This is a genomic window from Amycolatopsis sp. FBCC-B4732 (genome assembly GCF_023008405.1).
GTDB classification, from domain to species: domain Bacteria; phylum Actinomycetota; class Actinomycetes; order Mycobacteriales; family Pseudonocardiaceae; genus Amycolatopsis; species Amycolatopsis pretoriensis_A.
Genome location: NZ_CP095376.1, coordinates 9,290,389 through 9,314,261 on the forward strand (window position 1 = coordinate 9,290,389; position 23,873 = coordinate 9,314,261).

The following is a 23,873-nucleotide window of genomic DNA, read 5'->3' on the forward strand; positions in this document are numbered from 1 at the left end:
GGCTCAGTCGCGGCCGTTGTCGCGCTGGGCCTGGGCACGCAGCAGGTCGCGGATCTCGATGAGCAGCTCGACGTCGGTGGGCTCGGACGGGCCCGGCTCCTGGCCGCGCTTGCGCCGCTCCTGGACGTGCTTCACCGGCAGCACGATCACGAAGTAGACCACCGCCGCGACCAGCACGAAGTTGATCGCCGCGTTGATCACGCCGCCGAAGTCCAGGAACGTGGCCTCGTTGTTGTCGAAGATCTGGTAGCCGAGGCCCTTCGCGGCGTCCGTGCCGCCGATCGTGCTGATCAGCGGCTTGATGAGGCCGTTGGTGAACGCCGTGACGATCGCCGTGAACGCCGAGCCGATGACCACCGCGACGGCGAGGTCGACGACGTTGCCGCGCATCAGGAAGTCTTTGAAACCCTTGAACACTTGCTCTCCTCGAGAACGGGCTGGTGGGGCTAGCGGAGAGTAACCGTTACCGGACGCTCCAGTGAAATCGCCGCCACCCTCGTCGCGCTCGCCTCCGGCAGCCTCAGCAAGACCAAGGGTCCCTTCGCCGCGGACGGCTCCTGGTGCCCGATCGTCACGATCGTGGCCTCTTCGGCCAGCACGGAGGCGGGTACGCCGGGCTCCGGCGCCGCGACGACGTCCACGCGGCTGCCGGGTGTCAGCAGCTCGGCGACGGCGGCGTCGGCCAGCCGGACCGGCACGGTCGCGGTGCCCGGATCACCCGGTGCGGGGATGGGGGCCAGCCGGACGTCGGTCAGCGGCTCGCCGGCGCGGACGGCACCCGCCGACGAGCGCCCGTCGACGAGGTCGAGGGAGCTCAGCGCGCCCGAAGGACGGGCGTCGTCGGGGAGGAAGGCCAGCCGGACGTCGGCGGCGCGCAGGGCCGCGCCGGCGGGCAGGTCGTGCGCCGCGACGACGGTCGGCTTCGTCGGCGCACCCCGCGCGGAACCGGGGTGGAGGAAGAGCAGCGCACCGGCCAGCACCAGGCAGGCGGCGAGCCAGCGGCGGATCAGCCGCGTCCGCCGGCCTCGCAGCCGGGACAAGTCGGGTGGGTGGAACCTCGCCAGTGCGTCCACGGTGCCCCCTCGGTCGGATCGGGTGCGACGGCTTGCCGCACCGGATCGACGTTAGGGAAGCCGGACGGGCCGCCGGAAGGGCCTCGTCCGGCACCTGTGGACAACCGGGGTGCTGTGGACAACTCCGTGGCTCAGGAAGCCGCGGCAGCGGTTTTCGTCGTACCCGAGGAGGAGGATGTCGAGCTCGTGTCCGACTTCGACTCGGACTTCGACTCCGTCTTGGTCTCGGACTTCGCCGGCGTCGCGGCGGTGCTCGACTTCGCCGAGTCGCGCGAGTCCGTGCGGTAGAACCCGCTCCCCTTGAAGACGACGCCGACCGAGCTGAAGACCTTGCGCAGCGTGCCGGAGCACTGCGGGCAGACGGTCAGGCTCGGGTCCGAGAACGACTGCACGGCTTCGAACCGGTGGTCGCATTCTTTGCAGGCGTACTGGTACGTAGGCACTGACGGCTCCTTTGCTGGCACTCATCCGACCAGAGTGCCAACCCGATTGTGCTTGAAGACATTCCCCTAAAGCAATTCCAGGTTGCTCACATCGGCAGCTCGACCACGCCTCGACCCGGGGTCAAGGCCCCGGTCATCCGCACGTCGTGGGGCTCCCCGGGCAGCCGGTCGACCAGTTCCGCGTCCCGGACGACCGCCAGCAGCGTCGCGCCGGCCTCGGCGAACACCAGCGAACGATCGTAGTGACCGGCGCCGCGGCCGAGCCGGACGCCCCGGCGATCCACGGCCAGTGCGGGCAGCAAGATCAGCTCCGCCGCCCGCACGGCCTCGACACCCAGGCGTTTTCCGCCCGGTTCGCGGATACCGCGGAACCGGCTGGGCACGAGATCGGCTTCGCCGGTGTACTCGGCCCACTCGAGCGGGCCGGGTTCCGGCTGGATGACCGGCAGCAGCACGCGCGCACCCGCGGCGGCCAGCGCGTCGGCGAGCGCCGCCGTGCCCGGTTCGGTCCCGAACGGGAGGTACGCGCACACCGTGCCGGATGTGACCTTCGACACCGCGTTGACCAGGGCCGACGCCTCGGTGGCGTGCGATTCGGCGGTCTGGTCCGCCCGTGCGCGCTTCAGCCGGTCGCGCCACTCCGCTTTGCTCAGGTGCTCATTGCCCAGCGCGTGCATGACCTCACGTTAGGCTTTGCGCCCATGACGGGCGCCGCAACCACCCAGACGTTCAGAACCGCCATCGTGCCTGCCGCCGGGCTCGGGACACGGTTCCTCCCGGCGACGAAGGCCGTGCCCAAGGAACTGCTGCCCGTGGTCGACACACCGGGCATCGAGCTGGTCGCGGCCGAGGCCGCCGCCGCCGGAGCGGAACGCCTGGTCATCGTCACTTCGCCGGGCAAGGAAGCCGTCGTCAAGTACTTCGAGACGCAGCCCGAACTGGAGGAGAACCTCAAGGCCAAGGGCAAGGACGAGCTGCTCGAGAAGGTCCGCCGCGGGCCCGCGCTGCTCGCCGTCGAGACCGCCATCCAAGAGCAGGCCCTCGGCCTCGGCCACGCCGTCGCGCAGGCCGAGCCGAACCTGACGCCCGACGACGAGGCCGTCGCCGTGCTGCTCCCGGACGACCTCGTGCTGCCGACCGGCGTGCTCGAGCGGATGAGCGCGGTCCGCGCCGAACACGGCGGCAGCGTGCTCTGCGCGTTCGACATCCCGAAGGCGGAGATCTCCCCGTACGGCGTGTTCGACGTCAGCGACACCGACGACGAAGACGTCAAGCGCGTGCACGGGATGGTCGAGAAGCCGAAGCCGGAGGACGCGCCGTCGACGTACGCCGCGGCCGGGCGCTACCTGCTCGACCGGGCGATCTTCGACGCGCTGAAGCGGATCACGCCGGGCAGCGGCGGCGAGCTGCAGCTGACCGACGCCGTGGCGCTGCTGATCGCCGAAGGACACCCGGTGCACGTCGTCGTCCACCGCGGCGGACGCCACGACCTGGGGAATCCGGGTGGTTTCCTGCGCGCCGCGGTCGATTTCGCGCTTGAAACGCCCGAGTACGGTCCATCTTTACGGGCGTGGCTGACGGAACGGATCGGGACAGATCGCCCATGACGGAATCCCTCGACGCGGCACGGCCCGAAGTGGCCGAGGAGGAGGCCGAGTTCCGCTCGGTCGACGCGCAGATCTCCATGACGCTGGACGCCGCCGTCCGGCCCCGGCCGGTGCGGGTGGCGATCTCCGAGGCCCAGGGCCTGCTCTGCGCCGAGGAGGTCGTCGCCGAGCACGCGCTGCCCGGGTTCGACCAGGCCGCGATCGACGGGTACGCGGTGCGCAGCGTCGACGTGCGCACGGCCGGGCAGGAGCCGGTGCAGCTGCCGGTGGTCGGGGAGATCGCGGCGGGCTCGCGCCAGCCGCGGCGCCTGCAGCCCGGCCAGGCCGTGCGCGTCGACACCGGCGCACCGCTGCCGACGCTCGCCGACGCCGTCGTCCCGCTCGCCTACACCGACGGGCACCAGGCCAAGGTCACCGTGCACCGCTCGGTGCCTTCGGCCGGGTACGTGCGGCGGGCCGGTGAGGACGTCCAGATCGGCGACGTCGCGGTGCGCAACGGCGACACCATCGGCTCGGCGCAGGTCGGCCTGCTCGCCGCGGTCGGCCGCGCGAAGGTGCTGGTCTACCCGCGGCCGCGCGTCTCGATCGTGTCGGTTGGTGACGAGCTGGTCGACATCGACCGGACGCCGTCGGTCGGGCAGGTCTACGACGTCAACTCCTACGCGCTGGCCGCGGCCGCCCGGGACGCGGGCGCCGAGGTCAGCCGGGTCGGCATCGTGCCCAGCGAGCCGAAGCGGCTGCGGGAGATCGTCGAGGGACGACTCCTGATGTCGGAGATCGTGGTGGTCGCCGGCGGCGCCGGGGGCACGACGGGCGACGAGGTCCACGCCGCGCTGTCCGACCTCGGCCGGATCGACCTGACCCGCGTCGCGATGCACCCCGGCTCGGTGCAGGGGTTCGGCAGGCTCGGCCCCGATTCGGTGCCGACGTTCCTGCTGCCGGGCAACCCGATGAGCGCGCTGGTGGTGTTCGAGGTGCTGGTGCGGCCGCTGATCCGGGCGGCGCGCGGGACCCGCAACCCGCACCGGCGGATCGTCGGCGCGCGGCTGCTGTCGCCGATCACGTCGACCGAGGACCGGCGCGGCTTCCTGCGCGGCCAGCTGCTGCGCGACGAGGCCAACGGCGAGTACCTGGTCCAGCCGCTCGGCCAGTCCGGGGCGCACCTGCTCGCGTCGCTGGCCGAGGCGAACTGCCTGATCAACGTGCCGGAAGAGCTGACGGAAGTCGCCGCCGGCGAGCAGGTCCAGGTCACCTTCCTGGCGCAACGGGCCTGATGAACTCCGTGTCCGGCGTGTCCTACCCGGTCGAGAGCAGGCACCCGGGCTGGCCGGCGCGGCTCGGCCCGCTGCGGGTGCCCGCCGGCGTGGTCGCGATCCGGCCGGTCCGGCTGCGCGACGCGGGCGAGTGGAGCCGGATCCGGCTCCGGGACCGGGCACACCTCGAGATGTGGGAGCCGACCGGCGTCGGCCCGTGGCCGGAACGCAACGCCTTCTGGTCATGGCCTTCGCAGTGGGCGGCGCTGCGTTCGCTCGCTCGGCGTGGTCAGTGCCTGCCGTTCACGATCACCCTGGACGGGCGACTCGCGGGACAGATCACTGTGGGTAACGTCATCCGGGCGTCGCTGCGGTCCGCCTGGGTCGGCTACTGGGTGTCGTCCGACGTGGTCCGCGGCGGGGTCGCGACGGCCGCCGTCGCCCTCGTCACCGACCACGCCTTCGGCCCGGCCGGCCTGCACCGGCTGGAGGCCACCGTGCGGCCGGAAAACGCCGCCAGCCTGCGGGTTCTCACCAAAGCCGGGTACCGGCAGGAGGGGCTGTTCGAGCGCTACCTCGACGTCGCCGGGGCCTGGCGGGACCACTACTGCTTCGCCGTGACGCGGGAAGAGACCGGGCCCGGGCTGGTGTCCCGGCTGGTCGCGGCGGGTCGAGCCGACTACGCCTGACCGTGATTACCCACCTGGGTCGGTAGCCGCGTTACCACATGCTGTGAGATTCACCTAATCCGGTGAGGCATTTCCGTGATCCAACCCGGCGAGCCTCCGTCCGATCTGTTACTCCTGTGACTAGCGTGATTTCAGGTGAAGGATCGGGGGAGGTGACGGGAGATGCCCAGCTCGGTGATCATCGTCGCGCTCGCCGCGGCATGGCTCGTCGTTCTCGTGCCCATGGTCGCGCGCAAGCGGCAGCAGGTCGTGAGGACGACCGACTCCGCGATGGCGGCCAGGGTCGTGCGCAGTGGTGGTGGACGCAACGAAGACCGGGAGGAATTCGCCATGTCCGACAGTCCCGAGAAGACCCGGCCGTCGGTCGAGGACGACCTCGCGGAGCTGGAAGCGGACCTCGAGCTCGAGGACGACTTCGAGGATCCGGAGCCCGACCCCGAGCCGCTTCCGCAGCCGAAGCGCGAGTCGCGCGCCTCTCGCGCTGAACGCGACCGGCCGGGGTACCGCCCGGGCCGCGGCGGCTTCGACCCCGAAGCGGCCGAGATCGCGGCGCGGGCGAAGTACGGCTTCCGGCAGCGGGTCGTCGTCATCCTGCTCGTGATCGCGGTCGCGACGGCCGCGGTCGCCGGCTTCCTCGTGCCGCTGGTCTGGTGGGGCCACGCGATCGTCGACGTCGTGCTCGTCGGGTACCTCGTGTACCTGCGCCGGCAGGTGCGCATCGAGGAGGAGATCCGGCAGCGTCGGCTCGCTCGCTTCAACAGCACTCGTGCGCCTCGGCGTGCTTCGGTGGAGGAGACCGCTCCGGTCGAGGAGGAGGACCACGCCGAGGACGTCGAGGTGGTCGAGCCGGTTCGTCGGGAGGTCGTCGAGCGTCGTCCTTCGCCTACGTCGCGGATCCGGCGTAGCGCTGTGGTGGTCGATCTCGATGATGAGGACCCGGCGTTCGAGGAGCTCGATGAGCCTGGGACCGGGCCTTATCGGCGTGCGGTGGGAGAGTGACCCCCCTGCGTGGGGTGCTCGTGGGGCACTGCTAAGCTCTACGAGCACAACCAAGGGGCTGTAGCGCAGTTGGTAGCGCGTCTCGTTCGCATCGAGAAGGTCAGGGGTTCGATTCCCCTCAGCTCCACATTCTGAAAGGCCCGCACCTCACAGGTGCGGGCCTTTTTGTGTGCGACTTCAGGTCGGGTCGCGGTACTGGTGCAGCAGCTTCGCGAAGTTTCTGAGCTTCTTGATCGCGTCTCCGGAGACCGGGTCCGGGTGGAAGTGCATCACCTTGTTGCGGATCAGGCGGATCTTCTCCAAACGGGACGTGAAGGTCTGGCGGTCCAAGGGCCAGCCCAGTTTCTGCCAGATCTCCTTGTTCTCCAGGATTCGCTGGTAGTCGCCGAACGCCAGGTCGTCGAAGCTCTTCACCGGTCTGCTGCAGTGGGGTTGGACCGCTGGAAGGTCGAGGCCGCGGCTCAGGATCCAGCGCAGTGTCTGGTCCAGCTCGCCCAGCAGGAAGTACGGCGTGGCCATTTCGCCGTAGCGGTGGGCCACGTCCGCGGTCGTGACGATGCCCTTGACCTCTTTGGTCTCGTTCAGGACGAACACGAACTCGTGCTGCTGCAACGTCGGGAGGACTTCGAACAGGTCGCGGTCGTAGGCGACCTGTTCGGCGGAGACGATCGCGTCGGCGACCGTGGCGGCCGGTTTCTGGTGCAGGGCTTGGGTGATCGAACGCCAGGTGACCGCGCCGCGGGCGTTGCGGGGGCCGCTGAGGACCGCCAGCTGGGAATAGTCGTTGAGGAGCATCTTCGTGATCGCTTCGTCCAGCCCGCTGTTCGGGCCGACCGAGGCGACGCCGTCGAGCGGGGTCAGGTTTCCGACCGTCAGCCGGACGTTGAGGTCGTCGCCGCCTTCGTCGTCCTCGGTGATCCGGACGTCCTCGACCTCGTCGGGTGGGGTGGTCAGCGAGACCACCGTGTCGAGCGTGACCGCGCGGAAGCTCGGGGATGTCACCAGGCCGTGGTTGGCCAGGTCCGCTTCGATCCGGCTGACCTGGTCGCCGCGGTCCGTCGCGCCCCAGAGGGCCAGGAGGTCGCGGACGGAGATGCGTTCGGGGTCCTGTTCGTCGGCGCGGGCGCGCGCCTGGCGGAGGCGTTCGTGGACGCGCTGGCGGGGAGTGTCTTCGGGTTGGCGGTGGGCCGCGGAGATCGCCCTGTCGAGGAACTCCTGGCGTACCGAGTCCAGCAGGCGGTCCTGGTCGACCAGGACCCACGCGCGCCAGCCGTCGACCGCGCGCATGCCGGCCGCCACCATGGCGGCTCGGGAGGGCGATCGGAACTCCTCGCCGGAGGGCTCCAGGCGGATGCGGCCTTGGTCCGTCACCGTGGCCTCGAACGTGGCGCCGATGCGCTTGCGGCTGAACCTGAGCTTCGCGCCGGCTTGGACCAGGCCCGCGTCCAGCAGGTCCGAAACCATCACGCGCCGGCCGCCGATCAAATGCATCGAGCGGCCGTCGGCCGTCACCACTTCCGCAGGCCGGCGAACTTGCGCCGGGCGCCGATGGCCTGCTTGAGCACTCTCTTCTCGAGCTCCTTCGGGTTCAGGCGGTCTACGCGCGTCAGCTGCAGCTCGGCCGCGACGGCCAGCAGACCTTCGCGGTCGAGGCGCTGCGCCTGCAGGTAGGCGGCGCCTTCTTCCTCGGTCTCGGTTTCCCGTAGGTGCGACGCGATGGCTGCTGCCGCTGGGTCCGGGTTCGTCGTGACGATAGGTGGTGCCTCGGAACGGACTTCTTCCGCCGGTTCGTTCGCGACAGGGCCGCCGAGGAGCGCCACGAGTCCGTCGCGCGTGAGCTTGCTGTACCCGCGCAAGCGGCGTTTCTTGGCCATCGCCTTGAGTTCCGCCACCGTCAGGTTTTCCAGTGGGGGCCGCCGGGCTTGTTCCGACGGCGGCTGTGAGCCGGCGATGGCCAGCTGCACTTCGCCGTCGGCGATCGCCGCCAACGTCGCTTCGTCCTGCTGGGCCAGGAACTCGAACACCCGCGCCTGCAAGGCGGCCAGCTGCTTCAGGTCGTTCACTGGCGGCCGCCGGGCAAGGAGAGCGTGCCGAGGACTTCGTCGGCCAGCTGGTCGAATTCGCGTACGACTTCGTCCCGGCCAGCCGTGCGCAGCATCGCCGGTACGCCGCTCTCGCCGGCGTCGCCGAAGTGGCGGGGGCTGTTGCGGATCCTGCTGTTCAGCACCGGAACCCGGGAGTTCAGGCGCACTTCCTCGATGTACGCGTGCTGGGCCAGCGTCACCTGCTGCGAGTAGATCTGCACCATGGTGAACACCACGCCCAGGATGCCGGGGTCGATCGGGCGGTGGCCCTGCGTGCCGCCGCGGTGGTTGACGAAGTCGTTGAACTGCGTCACCAGTTCGGCGCAGTTGCCCACCAGGTAGTCGAGGCCCAGTGTGGACAGGTAGTCCGCCTTGGCGGGCACGAGAACCTGTTCGCTGGCGACGATCGCGGTCTTGGTGACGATGCCGAAGTTCGGGGCGCAGTCGATCAGGACCAGGTCGTAGTCGGCGAAGTGCTCGTCGCGCAGCGCGCGTCGCAGGCAGCCGTGCAGGTCGAGGAACTTGCGCTTCGACGTCTCGATGGTGGTCGCCCCGCCCAGCCGGGCCGCGAGTTCCAGGTCGATGTCGATGAGGCCGAGGTGCGACGAGATCAGGTCGAGGCGCCCGCCGGTGCCGTCGAGGACCTTGTTGACCCGCTCCGGGGTGACGACGAGACCGGCGAGCGGTGTGTCCCGGCCCGGCAACTCGTCCTCGTACCACTGCTTGATCGTGCGGTTGTTGTCCTTGAGCTGGTGGTGCCAGTCGTCGATCGAGTAGAACGAGAACGTGAGGTTGGTCTGCGGGTCGAGGTCGAGGAGGAGGACACGCAGCCCGCGACTGGCGGCCACCGCGCCGAGGTTCGCGGTCAGCGTCGTCTTCCCGACTCCGCCTTTGTAGTTCATGACCGCCACGACCCGCATGCGCACTCCCCGGTGGTCTCGTCCTGAGGGCCGTTTGTAGTACAGGCACGGCCGTACCGACGGGGAAGGCGACGAACTGTCCCTGAACTGTCCAGGATGTGGCAACAGTCAGCGGGCCAGGTGCTTGCGGACGTCGTCCGCCACCGCCGCGCGGCCCGGCATCGCGTACTTGGCCAGGATGTTGCGGACGTGGGTCTTCGCCGTGTGGAGGCTGATGCCCAGTTCGCGGGCGATTTCGTCGTTCGGCATGTTGCTGCTCAGCAGCACCGCCACACCTTGTTCGGCCGCGGTCAGCGATCTGAAACGTTCTTCGGGGCCGTTGTCGATGTCGAGCGTCAGCTCGACCAGGTCGGACTGGAGCTGCTGGCAGTCCGTGACGATGCGCTGCAGGGCTTCGCGCAGCAAGCCGATGTCCTGGGCCGGCAACGCGTCCTGGGCCCGCTGGCGCACGTCCGCCACGCGGGAGGACAGGAACTCGACGATGTGGTCGGCCGTGACCAGCTGGGGTGCGTCGCCGACGTCGGCGGGGAGGCTGCGGAGCGCGTCGAGGTCTTCGGCTTCCTTGGTCAGCACGCGGGCGACCAGGTCGGCGAGCCATTCGAAGGCGCGCACGGAGTTGTCGTCGAAGGTGTCCGGCTGGTAGCTCTGCATGGACATGATGCCGAACACCGTCGGCTCGCCGTCGCGGCCGCGACGGAACAGCGGGGTGGTGACCGCGTCGGCCGACGCGCGGCTGGTGTCGCCCGAAGCCACGCCGGCGTTGAGGGCGGCGCCGTTGTCGTACTGCATGCGGTACGTCTGGCGGTGCCGCAGGAGCCACGCGGCTTGCCCGTGCGGGCCGTAGATGTGGGACTGCGGGTCGGTGTACATGCCGCCGTCGTAGCCGTACGGGTAGCGGACGCGGTTCGCGCCGTGGAAGAAGCCGATGTAGAAGTGGTCCAAGGGCACGATCTTGCTCATCACCGCGCGCGCGTAGTCGTAGAGGCCGTAGTGGTCGGTGCGGTAGTTGGCGTCGATCTTGTGGAACGCCTCCCGCAGGATGAGGGTCGTCTCGGCGTCGACCCTCAGTCTCGCCGGCATTCGGGTGTCCTCCCGCGATGAGGTGGTGGGCGCGATTCGTCACTCCGCGAGCGATGGAGCCGGGGTCGTCGTCTTGGGACGCTCGGTTTGCGGCGGGGAGCCGCGAAGAGAGAGGAGTTCCGATGGAAACCCATTGGCCCAGCTTGCTGTCGCGGGTGGTCGTCGCGACGATCGGTCTGGCGGCTATGGCCGTGGTGATCGCAGTGCCGGCCGACGCGGCGGTCATCGGCGGTGTCGACATGCAGCGGGCCTGCACCGTCCAGAACCCGGGGATGGGCCTGGCCGCGGTGGTCACCGACGCGCACAACGCCTACAGCTGGCGCTGCCGGGCGCCCTGGGGCTACCAAGTCGGCATCAACGTCAACGCCGCTTGCACCGACCAGTACGGCGGCGGTGCCTACGCGACGGTGCTGAACGCCGCCGATCCGTACTCGTGGCGGTGCAACCGCTGAGCGGCCGCGGGCGGGTTGGGCGGCTTCGGAGTCGCCCAACCCGCCCGCCGGCGTCGTCATGACAGTGTCTTCAGCCAGCTCGTCACCACACCGAAGTACGTCGGGGCGTTGGGGGCGTAGTTGATCGCGTGGCCGTAGCCGTTGAGGATGTACGTCTGCAGGGGGCCGCCGAAGTAGGGGGCTTCCGATGCCCTCAGCGCTTCCGGGGATGAGCAGTCGCTGCCCAGGGTTCCGCAGAAGTGGGGGTCGTTGCCCACCACCAGCAGCACCGGGACCGTGATCTGCTGCGATGCCGGTGTCACCACCGTCGTCAGCGTCAGGCTGTCCACCGCCTCCGTCGTCGCGAACACGTCCTTTGTGGACTCGTCGTACGCGATGGCCGCCGGGTCGAGGGGGCCTGGGGTGTGGAAGGCCGTGTAGCGGGTGCCGGGGCTCGTCGTCAGGTAGGCCGCGTCGCGGCCCGGGACCGCCGGGTCCAATGGGGCCGGGATCATGTTGGCCAGCACCGGGATCACCGTGATCAGGTTCATCCGGTGGGTCATTCCCGTCACCAGGACGCCGTCCACGTCGTGGTAGCGGCCGGCCTCGATCATGGCCATCGCCGAGCCGATCGAGTGGCCGCCGATGATCACCTTCGGGAAGCGGGGGCGCACCGACTGGATCACCTGGTGGGCCGCCGTTGCCTGGACCGTCGCGCTCAGGAGGGCGCTCAGGGGCTTCGAACTCGCTCCCGTGCCCAGGCGGTCCAGGGCCAGGGTCGCGACGCCCGCGTTGTTCATCGCCAGGCGGAACGAACGGGTCTGCGGGGTGTAGCCGATGTCCCAATAGGACGCGTTGTACGTACCGCCTGGGATCAGGACCACCACCGTCGTCGCGCCCGGTGGGGTGCACAGGCGGCCGTGCATCGTCTGGGGGAGGAGGGCCACCGTCACCGGGACGTCCAGGTCCTCGCACGTCGTCGTGGCCGCTCGGGCGGGGGCCGGGAGCAGGGCCAGCATCAGGAAAACCGCAGCACAAACACGTAAGCGGAGCACGGGGGGTACGACCTCCAGCTAGTGACGGGGGACAGCCGTCATCGGCAGGCTGTCCGGGTAGGCGGCCGAGGTGAACTTGACGCGCACGGGGTGGTTCGGGAGCGGGACCAGCCGCCAGTGCGCGGCCACCGTGGCCACCGTGATGACGATTTCGTTCTGGGCGAAGCGGTTTCCGATGCACTGGCGATTGCCCGCGCCGAACGGGATGAACGCGCCCTTCGGCAGTTCGGCGGTGCGTTCCGGGGCCCAGCGGCCGGGGTCGAAGCGGGCCGGGTCGGGGAACGAACCCGGGTCGTGGTGCAGGGCGTGGGGGCTGACGATCACCTCGGCGCCTTCCGGGAGCCGGACGTCGCCGAGGTCGACCTCCTCGAGGGTGCGGCGCATCAGCATCCACAGCGGGTACAGGCGCAGCACCTCGTCGACCACCTGGCGGAGGTAGGTCAGCTGCCCGAGGTTCTCGGCGGTCACCGGTCGGCCGCCCAGCACCTCGTCGAGCTCCGCGTGCACCCGCGCCTCCACTTCGGGGTGCCTGCCGAGCTCGTGGAACGTCCAGGCCAGCGCCAGCGCGCTCGTCTCGATGCCCGCGGTGAGCAGCGTGAGCACCTCGTCCCGCGCCTGCTCGTCGGTCATGCCGGCCAGCAGCAACGTCGACAGCAGGTCGCCGTGGTCGGTGCCCTCGGTCCGCCACTCGCGGATCACCGCCAGCACGATCGCCTGCATCCTCGTGATCGCTTCGTCGAACCGGCGGTTCCCGGGGACCGGCAGCTTTTCGACGAACTTCGGCGACAACGCGCGAATCATTCCCTGCTGGATGATCAGGTAAATGGATCTCCGCGCCTCGGCGATCGCCTCTTTTCCCAGTTCCGTGGAGAACAGCGCCTCGCCGACGATCGTCACCGCGACGCGCTGCATGTCCTCGTCGATCTTCCGGACTTCGCCGGCCCGCCAGGAATCGGCGAGATCGGCCGCCGCGCGTCGCATGATCTCCGTGTAGGCGATCAAGCGGTCGCGGTGGAACGCCGGCTGCATCAGCCGTCGCTGGTGCCGGTGGAAGTCACCGTTCGAAAGCACCAAGCCATTTCCGACGAACGGCCGGAACTTGTCGAACATGGCGCCCTTGCGGAACTTCGGACCGGCCGTGACCAGCACTTCGTGTGCCAGCCGCGGGCTCGTGACGAAGTAGGTGGGGGCCGGACCGAGGTAGAGTTTCACGATCTCGCCGTGCTCGTGCAATGAACTGGTGAATGCGAAGCGTTGCCTCAGCAGTGCCGGGGTGTGCCCGAGAAAAGGCCACCGGCCCGGGGCGACCGGGACGGTCATGTGGACTCCTCGTTGCGCCATTGTGTGGATTTCCCAAGGAGACGGCCTACGGTAGGCGCGTCCGGTCGAACGGTACAGTGCCCGATCGGGTGGCGCGGGCTCACGCATATGGCGCAGTGGACGAATCCGCAGAAATCGCTAAGCTCTTTCCGGCCGACAGACTGAGAAGGTGTTCTTCGTGACCCGATCACCGGAATGGGTACCGCCGGGTGTCGATATCTCCGTGCCGAGCATGGCGCGCACGTACGACTTCATGTTGGGCGGCGGGCACCACTTCGCCGTCGATCGCGCGGTGGGCGAGCAGATCGAACGCGCGATGCCCGGCCTGCGGGACGCCGCGCGCGTGAACCGCGCGTTCCTCGGGCGCGCGGTGCGGTTCATGACGGCGCAAGGGATCCGGCAGTTCCTCGACATCGGCTCGGGGATCCCGACCGTGGCGAACGTGCACGAAGTCGCGCAGGCGCAGGACCCGGACTGCCGCGTGGTGTACGTCGACCGCGACCCGGTGGCGGTCGCGCACAGCGAATTGATGCTCGTCGGCAACGATCGTGCAGCGATAGTACACGCAGACATGCGAGATCCGGAGAAAATTTTCGATGCGCCACAGGTGCGTGCTCTGCTCGATTTCGAAAAACCGATCGGGCTGCTGATGCTCTTGATGCTGCACTGGGTTCCCGACGAATCCGGCCCGCTCGAACTCCTCGCGCGCTACGGCGCGGTGCTCGCGCCCGGCAGTTTTCTCGCCATCACCCACGTCACCGGTGATCACCAGGGCGAAAACCTCGACGAGGCGACGGAGGCGATCAAGGAAAGCCGGAGTCCCGATCAAGTGAACCTGCGGACGCACGCCGAAGTCTCCGAGCTCTTCGCGGGTTTCGAAATCGTCGAACCCGGATTGGTCGGCTGCGGGGAATGGCGGCCGGCCGGGCCGGCGGACATCTCCGCCGCCGCCGAGATGAACATGCTGGTCTACGCCGGTATCGGCCGGAAGAACTGATCGGACGCGTTCCATGCCGATGCTCGACCCCCAGCCGGACCGGCCCGCGGTTCCCGACCCGGACCGCGGGCGGTCCCTGCTCGCCCGGAAATGGGCGTACCTGCTCAGCGGCGTCACCGTCGTTTCGCTGAGCCGCGAAGAACTCGACGCCGAGCTGCGCGGCGTGCTCGGCACGTTGTGCGACTGCCTGCGCGCCACGACCGCGGACACCGCGCCCGCCGAGCGGATCGGCGGGCGGCTGGTCGGCCTCGGCTACGTCGGCGAGCCCGGGCTGCGGTGCACGCTCGACGTCCTCGCGAAGGGCCTGCCCGGCCTGCCCGAACTCCAGGCGGTGGACCGCTTGGCCGAACGGATCGCGCTGACGCTGGGCGCGCTCTCGTGCGGGTTCCTGCTCGCGCACGAGCGCAGCGTCCTCGACCAGCAGGAGATCATGCACCTCTCGCTGCTCAAGGCGGTGCGGGACGCCCAGTGGCACCTCAAGGAAAGCGAAAGGCGCTTCGAAGAGGTGGTGACGTCGTCGGCGAGCGGCATCGCGCTGGTCGCCCTGGACGGCCGGATCGTGCGCGCGAACGCGGCGCTGGCCGAGATGCTCGGGCACCAGCCCGGCGAGCTGACCGGGTCCGTGCTGTACGACGTCGTCCACCCCGAGACCGTCGGCGTCCTGCGCGAGGCGATGGTGGCGCTGCTCGAGAGCGGCAAGGAGCGGGTCCGGCAGTCGCAACGGCTGCTGCGCAAGGACGGCGACGTCGCCCGCATCTCGCTCACCGCGTCCCTGCTGCGCGACGCCGAGGACCGGCCGGGGCACTTCGTCGTCGTGGTCGAGGACGGCACCGAACTGATGCTGCTGCAAGGGGAACTGAGCCGCCAGGCCCTCCACGACGTCCTCACCGGGCTGCCGAACCGGCAGTACTTCGGCACCCACCTGGAGACGGCGCTGCGGCGCGCCGACCCGGTGTACGGCGTGACGCTGTTCCACGTCGACCTCGACGCGTTCGGGATGGTCTGCAACAGCCTCGGCCGCCGGATCGGCGAGCAGCTGCTGATGCACTTCGCGCAGCGGCTGAAGGCGGTGATGGCCGGGGAGAACGCGATGATCGCGCGGTTCCACAGCGACGAGTTCGGCATCCTGGTCGAGAACACGGCGACGACACCGGACATCGGCACCATCGTGCGCGCCATCAACGACGAGCTCGCCGAGCCGTTCTTCGTCGACGGGCACGGGCTCGCGCTGTCGGCCAGCGCGGGCGTGGTGCACCGGCCGTCGAAGGGCATCGACCCGGTGGAGCTGCTGCGCGCGGCGGACCAGACGCTCCGGCGCGCCAAGGCGCGGCGGCGCGGCCAGTGGAAGATGTTCGACCGGGAGGCCGACGCCGAAGACCGGCGGACGCAGAAGCTGGCCGTCGGCATGGCCGGGGCCTGGGAGCACGGCGAGATCAGCGTCCGGTACCGGCCGATGGCGCGGCTGGCCGACGGCGGGGTGGCCGGCGTCGAGGCCCGCCTGCACTGGGACCGGCCGGCGGAACCGGTGCCGGCGCACGAACAGTGCGCGGAGCTCGCCGAGTCGACCGGGCTGGTGCTGCCGCTCGGCGACTGGATGCTGCACGCGGCGGGCCGCCAGGGCGAGTGGTGGCGGCAGCGCGCGGGGTTCGGGCTCCCGATGGTCGCCGGCCTGACCGGGCACCAGGTGTCGGACGACGCGCTCGGCACGCGCGTGACGCGGCTGCTGGCCGACACCGGCCTGCCGCCGGAGCAGCTGATGCTCGGCGTGCCGGTGGGCGCGCTGCCGGTGTCGGGGGTGATCGAGAACGTCACCGCGCTCGCCGACCTCGGCGTGCACGTGATGCTCGACGACTTCGGGCTCGGGCCCGACGACCTGCGGGCCGTGCAGGACCTGCCGGTCGACATCGTGCGCGTCGACCGGCGGCTCGCCGAATGGCAGGCGTGGTCGGACTCGACGTTCCTCGGCGCGCTGGTGCCGCTGGTCCGCCAGGTCGGCGCGACGCTCGTCGTCGACGGCATCCACACCGAGGACCAGGCGAGCTGGTGGCACTCGGCCGGCGCCGAGCTGGCGACGGGCGACTACTTCGGGGTCGCCGAACCGGCCGCCGAGCTCGCCGGGCAGTTCGCCGGCACCTGAGCCCGCCACCGGGTGAGGCCGACGGCGAAGAGGACGATCACCATGCCACCGACCACCCGCGGGGTCAGCGGTTCGCCGAGGAAGAGCGTGCCGAGGCCGATCGACACGACCGGGAGCAGGTAGCCGACCGTGGCGGCGGCGGTCGGGCCTTCGTCCGCGATCACGCGGTAGTTGAGGTAGAACGTGATCCCGGTGCCGAAGACGCCGAGGATCGTGACCGCGGCGAGCGCCGTGAGGTTCACCTCCGGCGCCGTCCCGGCGACCGGCAGGGCGAGCGCCGTCAACGCGGTGGCCGTCGTCAGCTGGGCGGCCGAGAGCGCGAGCGGGGCGCCGTTCGGCGGGAGTTTCCGTGCCATGTAAGCGAACGCGGTCGCGTAGCTGAGGCCGGCCGCGAGCAGGGCGAGGGCGCCCGTGCTCAGCAGGCCCTCCTGGTCCCATGGCGCGAAGATCACCACGATGCCGGCGAAACCCAGGGCCAGCCCGAGCAGGCGCGCCGGGCCGAGCCGTCGTTCCGTGCCCAGCGCGACGCCGATCAGGAGCGACCACAACGGGGTCGTGGCGTTCATGACCCCGGCGACGCCGGAGTCCACCGTGCGTTCCCCGATGCCGAACAGCGCGAACGGCAGCGCGTTGCAGAAGAAGGCGGCGACGATCAGCCGTCCCCACGTGCCGCGGTCGCGCGGAAGCCGCTGGCGGGCCGCGAAAGCCAGTGCCAGCAACGTCAGCGCGCCGAGCGCGCAGCGGATCAACGTGAGGTGGACGGGGCTCAACCCGGTCAACGCCAGCTTGATCCAGAGGAACCCCGAGCCCCACAGCAGAGCCAGTACCGCGATGCGCACCCAACCAGTCACGTGCTCCACGGTGCCGAAGCGGACCCGTCAGGACAAGTGAAAAGTCCTGGACGGATCGTTAAGGGATGCTACAGCGTCGGGCGCGGGTGCTCCCCGAAATCACATCGGGTGTTCCAGCCACACGTTCGGCTCGACGTACGTCGCCGTGTCGTGGGCGATCGATGCGAACACCGGGGCGATGCCGCCCGGGATGAAGTTTTCGCCCTCCTGGAGTTTCACGCCCGTCCAGGCGCGCCAGTCGGCCAGCGAGCCGGCCAGGGTGACCGCGAACGGGCAGACCTTCACCACGCGCGCGCCGAGGCGTTCGTGGGTGCGCAGCCAGCGGTCGGCGAGCAGGCCGTCGGGACGGCGCCGCGCCGCGTACTCCGGCATCGGGACGCCGGGTTCGGCCTCCTTGCCGATCGGGCGCACCGACACGATCAGCTTGCGCAGCCCCGTTTCCGCGGCCCTCGCCTTCAACGCCTCGAGCATCGGCGCCGACAGGCCGGTGCCGCGCAGGTGCGGGGCGATCACGACTTCCAGCGCGCACAACGCGTTCGGCTCGCGGCCGTCCAGCACGTCCTGGGCGGCCCACTCGATCGCCTGGTCCCAGCCGTGGTCCGGCAGCTCCGTGCGGTCCGGGGCCGGGTAGGCCAAGGGGACCGAAAGGGCGCGGGCCATCGGCGTGCCGTCGTCGTCCAACGCGATCAGGAAGTACCGCGGCCACAGGCGCAGGAACCGCTCGCCGGTGATCATCCGGCCGCTCGCGCCCTGGTAGATGAACTGGCCGCCGACGTCGCCGAGGTTCAGGGCGGCGTCGAGCAGGTCGGGGCGCTCGGCAAGATCGACAACGCGCATGTGCCCAGTGAAACGGAAAGATCACCGCCGGGATAGCGGCATCCGGGCGACGGTCAGCGCAACGCCTTCTGCCGCCGGGTCAACGCCGACGGGTCGAGGTTCGCCTTCGTGCCGGCGTCGTGGCCGTCGAGGTAGCCGCTGCCGGACAGCCGCCGGGGCGCGGCCGAGCGCAGATCGCCGTACTGGGAGTCGAACGCGTGCTGCACCATCTGCGCGCGGTCGCGGACGACCAGCTCCGCCGACCGCTCGCCGGGGACCGCCGTGCGGACGGCTTCCGATTCGGCGTGGGTGAGCCGCTCGTGGACCGCGCGCGCGAAGCCGTGCAGCCACGTGCGGCGGTACGCGGCCAGCGACTCGCCGGGGAAGAAGCCGTCCGGCCGGACGCGGGTCAGCTGGGTGCTCGCCTGCAGCAGCAGGCTGGTGAACAGCAGCTCCACGCGCCCGAGGTCGGAGTGGTAGCCGAACACCGTGACGCTCTCGACCTTCTGGCCGTAGCGGTGCAGCAGCGTCCGGCAGCGCAGCGGGTACGCGACCGAGGTGAGCAGGCTCGCCTTGTCCCGGCTGTACGGGTCGTTCATCGGGATCTTGAGCGTGCCGATCTCGTCGGCGGTGGCACCGGACGCGGCGAGCATCGCCTGGTCGATCCCGTACCGCGCGACCAGCTCGGCGGCCTTCCGGTTGTACGCCTCGGCTTCCGCCTCGGTGACCGCCGGGTCTTCGGCCTTCGCCAGCAGCTTGCGGATGCGCTCGAGCTGCGGGTCTGACTCGGTCATGGTGGGAGGGTATTCGATCAGGTGTTCGGGCGCGTGCACCGGGTCACAGCGTGTCGCGGACCGCCGCCCGGGATGGGGGAGGCGGCGCGGCACCGAACGCACGGTCTGGGGCGCTGGGTCAACCGCGAACTCGGCCTCCGCTCGCTGCCGGCCGTGCTCGCCGTTCGGCAAAACATCGACGCGCTCCTCAGCCAAGGTAGGCGTCGAGCGTGACGGCCAGCGCCGCCTCCGGGGACGGTGCGAAACTCGCCCCCGCCAGGCCGCCCCACAGCCACAGCTGGGCGAGGCCGTGCAGCGCCGCCCACAGCGATGCCGCGACCAGCCGCAGGTCGGCGCCCGAGCGCGCGACCGGTGTCGGGACCGCCGCCACCAGCACGGCGAACGTGTCGAACACCGCGCTCGCCGCCGCCGAGAGCGCCGGGTCGTCCGCGTCGACCAGGTCGCGGCGGAACATCAGCTCGAACATCGCCGGGTTGGTCAGCGCGAAGTCGAGGTAGCTGTGGCAGGCCGCGGTGAGCCGCTCGCGCGGGGAGTTCTCCGGCAGCGTCGCCCGGCGGGCGAGCAGGTCGGCGTACCCGCGGGTCGCGACGGCGGACAGCAGCTCGGCGCGGCCGGAGAAGTGCCGCAGCGGCGCGCCGTGCGAAACGCCGGCGGCCTTCGCGATCCCGCGCAGTGTCACCGCGTCGACGCCTTCGCCGGCCAGCAGCTCGGACGCGGTGTCGATCAGGCGTTGCCGGGTGCCCACGCTTCGTCCCTCGTCATGGGGAGCAGGTCCGGGCGCTTCGGCAGGAAGCCGTCGCCCGGCTGGCGGCCGATCAGCCGGTTGCGCGTGCGCGTCACGGCGACCGGCAGCACCTCGCGGAGCAGCCAATGCAGGTCGGCACGCCAGTTTCCCGCGGCCGCGGCGCCCGGCAGCGGCGCCAGCCAGCCGGGGTCGTACTCGAGCCCGAGCCGGCCGAGGACGTACGCGGCGAGCCGGCGGTGCCCGAGCTCGGACAGGTGCAGCCGGTCGGCGCCGAAGTAGCGGGAGTCGGTGACGGCCTGGTCCGGCCACAGGTCGATGAGCAGCGCGCCGTAGCTGACGGCGGCTTCGCGGATGGCCTCGTTGAGCGCGACGATCCGCGGCCGCATCCGCTGCCCGAGCGGCATCCGGGTGGAGATGTCGCTGAGGGTGAACGTGACGACGGTGGGCGAGATCTCGGTGCACGCGCGGATCGCGGCGTCGACGCGGCGGGCGACCGTGCGCGCGTCCCAGCCCCGGCTCATCACGTCGTTGCCGCCGCCGAAGAGCGCGATCAGGTCCGGCTCGAGCCGCGTCGCGGCCGGGACCTGCTCGGGCACGATCTGGTCGAGCCGCCGTCCGCGCACGGCGAGGTTGGCGTAGCGGAAGTCCGGCTCGCCCGCCGCCAGCCGGGCGGCGACGAAGTCGGCCCAGCCGCGGTAGTGGTCCCGCCCGGGGTACGGGTCGTCGAGACCTTCGGCGCAGCTGTCGCCGAGGACGACGAAACGGTGGTGGCTCATCCCGATCTCCGTAACCCGTGGTTCACCTTGTGGACACTGTCTATCAAACTTCTGTAGACGGTGTCTACTTCGGATTCACCAACGACCGGTCGGTGGTGGGCAGCGCCGACAGGCGCGGCCGGCGGTTCGCCCAGCATGGCGATGCTCGCAAGGTCGCGAATGACTCATTCGGGACCTCCGGCGTCGCGAATGAGTCATTCGCGACCTCGCGCACCCGACCCGCCCACCCGCAGGACACCGCCGGCCCACCCGCAAACGTCATGAACGAGTCGTTCACCTCGCCGGACGCGGTGAACGACTCGTTCATGACGTCCGGACGCGCCCGCAACACCGGCGCGGGGAGCGTGTCAGCGAGACGTGGTCCAGGGCCGGAGCTTCTCCGGGTTGCGCATTGCCCAGATGCGCGTGATCCGGCCGTCGGCGACGTCGAACGCGTACACGGCCGCGAGGTCGTCGCCGCGCTGGAGGAGCAGGCCCGGGAGGCCGTTGACCGCGCGCTCCACGAGCGTCAGGCCGCCCGCGGCGAGCGCCGCCACGTACCGCGCGACCGGCTCGCCGCCTTCGATCGGGGTCAGCGCGGCGCGGACCACGCCGCCGCCGTCCGCCGTCAAGGTCGCGGCCGGGTCGAGGAGGGCGACCAGGGCGTCGATGTCGCCCGCTTCCCACGCCTGCTTGAAGTCCCTGATCACCTCCGCGTGCCCGGTGGCCGTGGTCGCGGGGCGAGCCGCGCGGACCCGGCGGCGGGCCGACGAGGCCAGTTCGCGGCACGCCGCCGGTGTGCGGCCGGTGATCGCCGCGACCTCGGTGAACGCGTACCCGAAGACGTCGTGGAGGACGAGCGCGACCCGCTGGGCCGGGGTCATCGCTTCGAGCGTCACGAGGAACGCCATGGTGACCGACTCGTCGAGGGTGATCCGGTCGGCGACCGAGTCGGCCTGGTCCGGCACGGGCTCGGGCAGCCACTCGCCCACGTACTGTTCGCGCCGGGCACGCGCGGAACCCAGTACGTCCAGGCAGATCCGGCCGGCGACCGTCGTCAGCCACGCGCCGGGCGAGGAGATCGCGTCGCGCCGGGCCGGCGAGAGCGCGTACCAGCGGACGTAGGTCTCCTGCACCGCGTCCTCGGCTTCGGCCAGGGAGCCGAGCAGCCGGTAGGCGAGGTTGAGCAGGTGCCGGCGTTCGCCGTCGACGGGTGTCGTCATGTCCCCTCCGACGACGCAGCTCCTTCGAACGTCAGCCTGACATCCCGCCGCCCTGCTTCGTCGTACCCCTCGAAGCCGAACCGAACAGGGGAAAACGATGATCGAGATCGGAATCGTGCTGGGCAGCACCCGTCCCGGCCGCGTGGGGGACCAGGTGGCCCGGTGGGTCCACGAGCGGGCGAGCCGGCGCACCGACGCCCGGTTCACGCTGATCGACCTGCGCGACCACCCGCTGCCCCACCTCGAGCAGCCGCCCGGATTCTCGGGGCAGTACGCCGACGAACGCACCCGGGCCTGGGCCGCGGCCGTCGCCGCGTGCGACGGGTTCGTGCTGGTCACGCCGGAGTACAACCACTCCGTTCCCGGTGTGCTCAAGAACGCCATGGACGTCGTGCACCTCGAGTGGAACACCAAGGCCGCCGGGTTCGTCTCCTACGGCGGCGTCGGCGGGGCCCGGTCGGTCGAGCAGCTGCGGCTGGTCTGCGGGGCCCTGCAGCTGGCGGACGTGGCCCCGCAGGTCACGCTGCCGCTGGCGACCGAGTTCGCGGACCGCGCCACCTTCGCGCCGGGCGAGCACCAGCTGACCGCGCTGGACACCGTGCTCGACCACGTTGTCGCCTGGAGCACCGCGCTCGCGCCGCTGCGGCGCGGGGACGCCGAGGCCGCGATCCGGGGCCGCGTCGACGCGATGATCGACGGCCTCCGGAGCAAGGACCTCGAAGCGCTGCGGCGGAGCTACGCCGCGGACGTCGTGTCGTTCGACGTCGAGCCGCCGCTGCAGCACGTGGGCGTCGACGCGAAGCTGAAGAACTGGGCGAAGGTGTTCACGATCTTCGAGGAGGTGGACTACGAACTGCGCGACCTGACCGTCGCGGTGAGCGGCGACCTCGCCGTCGGGCACGGCTTCGGCCGGGTCAGCGGGACGCTGAAGAACGGCGTCACCACCGAGGGCATGTGGGTCCGGGCCACGTTCGTCTTCCGGGACACCGGCGACGGCTGGGTGATCGGCCACGACCAGGCGTCCGTGCCGTTCGACATGGCGACCGGGCGCGGCCTGACCGACCTGGAACCCTGACGCCTCAAGCGAGCCGGGCGCGGTGGGCCGTCACGGCGGCCCGCCGCGGATCGGCCGCGGGGAGCGTCTTGAGCAGCGCGTCGAGCACCGCGAAGTCGTCGACGCCGCAGGCGGTTTCCCAGAACGACCACAGCACGCTCGCGTCGCCGCTGTTGAGCGCCACCTGACGCACCTGCGCCGTCAGGGATTCGCGCTCCTCGCGGATCGCCGGCGCTTCCGAGTCCGGCAGCAGCGGGCCGCGGAAGGCACGCAGGACGTCCGCGGGCGAGCCGGTGCGCAACGCCGTGCGGGCGCGGGTGAAGTCGGCGTCGACGTCCGCCGCCAGCCGGTACGGGCGCGTCTGCACCACCGACGCGCCCAGCTGGGAGCGCAGCCGGTGGATCTCCGCGCGGACCGTGACCGGGTTGCCCGACTCGCCGTAGAGCTGCAGCGCCAGCCGTTCCGCCGAGAGGCCGTTCGGGTGCAGGCTCAGCAGGGTCAGGATTTCCGCGTGCCGCAACGTCAGTGGCACCTCGCGACCGTCCACAGTGGTCGAAAACGCGCCGTCGGCGAGGTACTCCAGCGACAGCCGGGACCGCGGCCCGCCACCGGTGGACGGCGACGACAGCCGCAGCAGGTAGCCCTCGGCCAAGGGCTCCACCGTCGCGATGCGGCCGTCGGGCAGGGTCACGGTGCCGCCGCCGCGCCGGACGTCCACAGTGGACGGCAGCAGGCACGCCTGCGCGGCGAGCACCCGGCCGCCGGCCGAAAGCAGCGCGCCGGGGCGGCCGCGCAACGCGTCCAGGTGCGGCATGTTGACCCGCCGCAGCCGCTCGTCGCGGATCGCGAGCTGGGCGCGCAGCTGGCCTTCCGCGAGCTGCGCCGTCGCCGTGACCAGCGAAAGCATGGCGGGGTGCACCGTGCGCAACGGCCCGCTGACGTCGATCGAGCCGAGCAGCACGCCGGTTTCGGGGTCGCGCACCGGCGCCGCCGCGCACGTCCACGCGTGGTAGCGACGGACCAGGTGCTCGGCGGAGTAGATCTGCACCGGGTCGCCGGTCGCCAGGGCGGTGCCCATCGCGTTCGTGCCGATCGCGGCTTCGCTCCACCGCGTGCCCTCGGTGAGGCCGACGCGGTCACCGCGCAGCAGCTGGCCCGCCGCGCCCTCGCGCCACAGGATCAGCCCGTCCGCGTCGGTCACGATCATCACGTGCTCGGCGTCGTCGGCGATGCTCACCAGCATCTGCCGCAGCACCGGCAGCACCGGCGCCAGCGGGTGGGCTTCCCGCAGGGCCGCGAGGTCGCCGGTGTCGTAGACGAACGGCGCTTCGCCCTCGTCCGGGTCGACGCGGGCGGCGAGCGAGCGGTTCCAGGAGTCGGAGACGACCGACCGCGGCGGGCGGGGCCCGGGAACGCCCTGGAGCACCGCCTCGCGGACGTGCTCCAGTAGCCGCGCGTAGGACTCGGGGTCGCGCAGCAGCTCCGGTTCGGGCGCCTCTGCCACGTCCTCCAGCGTAGAGAGCCAGCTCACAGGGGTGCAACGCGCG

Annotated in this window: 25 protein-coding genes and 1 tRNA gene; 9 read left to right on the top strand and 17 right to left on the bottom strand. The window is 70.9% G+C overall.

Annotated features, from left to right (window positions below; genetic code table 11):
- Positions 1–3: 3 nt before the first annotated feature.
- From mscL to MUY14_RS42290, 4 genes are all read right to left on the bottom strand, one after another.
- Positions 4–417, bottom strand: coding sequence for a large-conductance mechanosensitive channel protein MscL (gene mscL, locus MUY14_RS42275; RefSeq protein WP_086678717.1), 414 nt, complete (start codon positions 415–417; stop codon positions 4–6).
- Between the two features lie 29 nt (positions 418–446).
- Positions 447–1,073, bottom strand: a complete 627-nt coding sequence (locus tag MUY14_RS42280) for an SAF domain-containing protein (protein WP_247018198.1) — start codon at positions 1,071–1,073, stop codon at positions 447–449.
- Positions 1,074–1,204: 131 nt separating this feature from the next.
- On the bottom strand, positions 1,205–1,516 hold the full coding sequence (locus tag MUY14_RS42285) for an FmdB family zinc ribbon protein (RefSeq protein WP_247018200.1): 312 nt from the start codon (positions 1,514–1,516) through the stop codon (positions 1,205–1,207).
- An 86-nt stretch (positions 1,517–1,602) separates the two neighbouring features.
- Positions 1,603–2,193 (bottom strand): 5-formyltetrahydrofolate cyclo-ligase, encoded by a 591-nt coding sequence (locus MUY14_RS42290; protein ID WP_247018202.1) that lies wholly within the window; start codon positions 2,191–2,193, stop codon positions 1,603–1,605.
- Positions 2,194–2,217: 24 nt separating this feature from the next.
- On the opposite strand from MUY14_RS42290, the gene MUY14_RS42295 reads away from it, so the two are divergent.
- From MUY14_RS42295 to MUY14_RS42315, 5 genes are all read left to right on the top strand, one after another.
- Entirely contained in the window at positions 2,218–3,123 is a 906-nt protein-coding gene (locus tag MUY14_RS42295; protein WP_247018204.1) for a UTP--glucose-1-phosphate uridylyltransferase, read from the top strand.
- Positions 3,120–4,397, top strand: a complete 1,278-nt coding sequence (gene glp / locus MUY14_RS42300) for a gephyrin-like molybdotransferase Glp (RefSeq protein ID WP_247018206.1) — start codon at positions 3,120–3,122, stop codon at positions 4,395–4,397. The genes MUY14_RS42295 and glp overlap by 4 nt, the downstream gene beginning before the upstream one ends.
- Positions 4,397–5,065 (top strand): GNAT family N-acetyltransferase, encoded by a 669-nt coding sequence (locus tag MUY14_RS42305; RefSeq protein WP_247018208.1) that lies wholly within the window; start codon positions 4,397–4,399, stop codon positions 5,063–5,065. The genes glp and MUY14_RS42305 overlap by 1 nt, the downstream gene beginning before the upstream one ends.
- Positions 5,066–5,227: 162 nt before the next feature.
- Complete coding sequence (gene glpR / locus MUY14_RS42310; protein ID WP_247018210.1) at positions 5,228–6,064, top strand: gephyrin-like molybdotransferase receptor GlpR; 837 nt, start codon at positions 5,228–5,230, stop codon at positions 6,062–6,064.
- A gap of 54 nt (positions 6,065–6,118) precedes the next feature.
- A tRNA-Ala gene (locus MUY14_RS42315) sits at positions 6,119–6,191 on the top strand.
- Between the two features lie 50 nt (positions 6,192–6,241).
- Here MUY14_RS42315 and MUY14_RS42320 read toward each other — a convergent pair.
- From MUY14_RS42320 to MUY14_RS42335, 4 genes are all read right to left on the bottom strand, one after another.
- The gene (locus MUY14_RS42320; RefSeq protein WP_247018212.1) at positions 6,242–7,579 is read right to left on the bottom strand and encodes a hypothetical protein; all 1,338 of its coding nucleotides are present in this window, start codon (positions 7,577–7,579) and stop codon (positions 6,242–6,244) included.
- Positions 7,573–8,127, bottom strand: a complete 555-nt coding sequence (locus MUY14_RS42325; RefSeq protein WP_247018214.1) for a hypothetical protein — start codon at positions 8,125–8,127, stop codon at positions 7,573–7,575. Before MUY14_RS42325 ends, MUY14_RS42320 begins: the two co-directional genes overlap by 7 nt.
- Positions 8,124–9,068: a ParA family protein gene (locus MUY14_RS42330; RefSeq protein ID WP_247018217.1), complete on the bottom strand. Its 945-nt coding sequence runs from the start codon at positions 9,066–9,068 to the stop codon at positions 8,124–8,126. The genes MUY14_RS42325 and MUY14_RS42330 overlap by 4 nt, the downstream gene beginning before the upstream one ends.
- Before the next feature lie 108 nt (positions 9,069–9,176).
- Complete coding sequence (locus MUY14_RS42335; RefSeq protein ID WP_247018219.1) at positions 9,177–10,148, bottom strand: LuxR C-terminal-related transcriptional regulator; 972 nt, start codon at positions 10,146–10,148, stop codon at positions 9,177–9,179.
- A gap of 122 nt (positions 10,149–10,270) precedes the next feature.
- Here MUY14_RS42335 and MUY14_RS42340 point away from each other — a divergent pair, with 122 nt between their 5' ends.
- Entirely contained in the window at positions 10,271–10,600 is a 330-nt protein-coding gene (locus MUY14_RS42340; protein ID WP_247018222.1) for a hypothetical protein, read from the top strand.
- 56 nt (positions 10,601–10,656) lie between these two features.
- Here MUY14_RS42340 and MUY14_RS42345 read toward each other — a convergent pair whose 3' ends face one another.
- Complete coding sequence (locus tag MUY14_RS42345; protein ID WP_247018224.1) at positions 10,657–11,598, bottom strand: alpha/beta fold hydrolase; 942 nt, start codon at positions 11,596–11,598, stop codon at positions 10,657–10,659.
- A 54-nt stretch (positions 11,599–11,652) separates the two neighbouring features.
- Positions 11,653–12,954 carry a cytochrome P450 gene (locus MUY14_RS42350; RefSeq protein WP_247018226.1) on the bottom strand — a complete coding sequence of 434 codons (1,302 nt, stop codon included), beginning with the start codon at positions 12,952–12,954 and terminating at the stop codon, positions 11,653–11,655.
- A gap of 178 nt (positions 12,955–13,132) precedes the next feature.
- On the opposite strand from MUY14_RS42350, the gene MUY14_RS42355 reads away from it, so the two are divergent.
- On the top strand, positions 13,133–13,951 hold the full coding sequence (locus MUY14_RS42355) for an SAM-dependent methyltransferase (RefSeq protein ID WP_396126885.1): 819 nt from the start codon (positions 13,133–13,135) through the stop codon (positions 13,949–13,951).
- A 13-nt stretch (positions 13,952–13,964) separates the two neighbouring features.
- Complete coding sequence (locus MUY14_RS42360; protein ID WP_247018228.1) at positions 13,965–16,088, top strand: bifunctional diguanylate cyclase/phosphodiesterase; 2,124 nt, start codon at positions 13,965–13,967, stop codon at positions 16,086–16,088.
- On the opposite strand, the gene MUY14_RS42365 is transcribed toward MUY14_RS42360, so the two are convergent.
- The 6 genes from MUY14_RS42365 to sigJ form a co-directional block, all read right to left on the bottom strand.
- Entirely contained in the window at positions 16,031–16,939 is a 909-nt protein-coding gene (locus MUY14_RS42365; protein ID WP_247018230.1) for a DMT family transporter, read from the bottom strand. The genes MUY14_RS42360 and MUY14_RS42365 overlap by 58 nt on opposite strands.
- Positions 16,940–17,038: 99 nt before the next feature.
- Positions 17,039–17,776, bottom strand: a complete 738-nt coding sequence (locus MUY14_RS42370; protein ID WP_247018232.1) for a Long-chain-fatty-acid--CoA ligase — start codon at positions 17,774–17,776, stop codon at positions 17,039–17,041.
- A gap of 53 nt (positions 17,777–17,829) precedes the next feature.
- Positions 17,830–18,549, bottom strand: a complete 720-nt coding sequence (locus MUY14_RS42375) for a DUF2786 domain-containing protein (RefSeq protein WP_247018234.1) — start codon at positions 18,547–18,549, stop codon at positions 17,830–17,832.
- A gap of 187 nt (positions 18,550–18,736) precedes the next feature.
- Positions 18,737–19,294 (bottom strand): TetR/AcrR family transcriptional regulator, encoded by a 558-nt coding sequence (locus tag MUY14_RS42380; RefSeq protein WP_247018236.1) that lies wholly within the window; start codon positions 19,292–19,294, stop codon positions 18,737–18,739.
- Entirely contained in the window at positions 19,273–20,070 is a 798-nt protein-coding gene (locus MUY14_RS42385; protein ID WP_247018238.1) for an SGNH/GDSL hydrolase family protein, read from the bottom strand. Before MUY14_RS42385 ends, MUY14_RS42380 begins: the two co-directional genes overlap by 22 nt.
- 347 nt (positions 20,071–20,417) lie before the next feature.
- Positions 20,418–21,272 carry an RNA polymerase sigma factor SigJ gene (gene sigJ, locus MUY14_RS42390; protein WP_247018239.1) on the bottom strand — a complete coding sequence of 285 codons (855 nt, stop codon included), beginning with the start codon at positions 21,270–21,272 and terminating at the stop codon, positions 20,418–20,420.
- Between the two features lie 97 nt (positions 21,273–21,369).
- On the opposite strand from sigJ, the gene MUY14_RS42395 reads away from it, so the two are divergent.
- A complete protein-coding gene (locus tag MUY14_RS42395) occupies positions 21,370–22,347 on the top strand; it encodes an NAD(P)H-dependent oxidoreductase (RefSeq protein ID WP_247018242.1) in 978 nt (325 codons plus the stop codon).
- 4 nt (positions 22,348–22,351) lie between these two features.
- Here MUY14_RS42395 and MUY14_RS42400 read toward each other — a convergent pair whose 3' ends face one another.
- Complete coding sequence (locus MUY14_RS42400) at positions 22,352–23,830, bottom strand: helix-turn-helix domain-containing protein (protein ID WP_247018244.1); 1,479 nt, start codon at positions 23,828–23,830, stop codon at positions 22,352–22,354.
- Positions 23,831–23,873 lie beyond the last annotated feature (43 nt).

Excerpts from the sequence above, each read along its gene's own strand:
- MUY14_RS42345 (WP_247018224.1), bottom strand. The coding sequence starts at position 11,598 with ATGCTGGCCCTGCTCCCGGCCCCCGCCCGAGCGGCCACGACGACGTGC.
- MUY14_RS42290 (WP_247018202.1), bottom strand. The coding sequence starts at position 2,193 with ATGCACGCGCTGGGCAATGAGCACCTGAGCAAAGCGGAGTGGCGCGAC.
- MUY14_RS42385 (WP_247018238.1), bottom strand. The coding sequence starts at position 20,070 with ATGAGCCACCACCGTTTCGTCGTCCTCGGCGACAGCTGCGCCGAAGGT.
- glp (WP_247018206.1), top strand. The coding sequence starts at position 3,120 with ATGACGGAATCCCTCGACGCGGCACGGCCCGAAGTGGCCGAGGAGGAG.
- MUY14_RS42370 (WP_247018232.1), bottom strand. The coding sequence starts at position 17,776 with ATGCGCGTTGTCGATCTTGCCGAGCGCCCCGACCTGCTCGACGCCGCC.
- MUY14_RS42375 (WP_247018234.1), bottom strand. The coding sequence starts at position 18,549 with ATGACCGAGTCAGACCCGCAGCTCGAGCGCATCCGCAAGCTGCTGGCG.
- MUY14_RS42340 (WP_247018222.1), top strand. The coding sequence starts at position 10,271 with ATGGAAACCCATTGGCCCAGCTTGCTGTCGCGGGTGGTCGTCGCGACG.
- MUY14_RS42395 (WP_247018242.1), top strand. The coding sequence starts at position 21,370 with ATGATCGAGATCGGAATCGTGCTGGGCAGCACCCGTCCCGGCCGCGTG.
- MUY14_RS42360 (WP_247018228.1), top strand. The coding sequence starts at position 13,965 with ATGCCGATGCTCGACCCCCAGCCGGACCGGCCCGCGGTTCCCGACCCG.
- MUY14_RS42295 (WP_247018204.1), top strand. The coding sequence starts at position 2,218 with ATGACGGGCGCCGCAACCACCCAGACGTTCAGAACCGCCATCGTGCCT.
- glpR (WP_247018210.1), top strand. The coding sequence starts at position 5,228 with ATGCCCAGCTCGGTGATCATCGTCGCGCTCGCCGCGGCATGGCTCGTC.
- MUY14_RS42305 (WP_247018208.1), top strand. The coding sequence starts at position 4,397 with ATGAACTCCGTGTCCGGCGTGTCCTACCCGGTCGAGAGCAGGCACCCG.
- sigJ (WP_247018239.1), bottom strand. The coding sequence starts at position 21,272 with ATGACGACACCCGTCGACGGCGAACGCCGGCACCTGCTCAACCTCGCC.
- MUY14_RS42330 (WP_247018217.1), bottom strand. The coding sequence starts at position 9,068 with ATGCGGGTCGTGGCGGTCATGAACTACAAAGGCGGAGTCGGGAAGACG.
- MUY14_RS42350 (WP_247018226.1), bottom strand. The coding sequence starts at position 12,954 with ATGACCGTCCCGGTCGCCCCGGGCCGGTGGCCTTTTCTCGGGCACACC.
- MUY14_RS42335 (WP_247018219.1), bottom strand. The coding sequence starts at position 10,148 with ATGCCGGCGAGACTGAGGGTCGACGCCGAGACGACCCTCATCCTGCGG.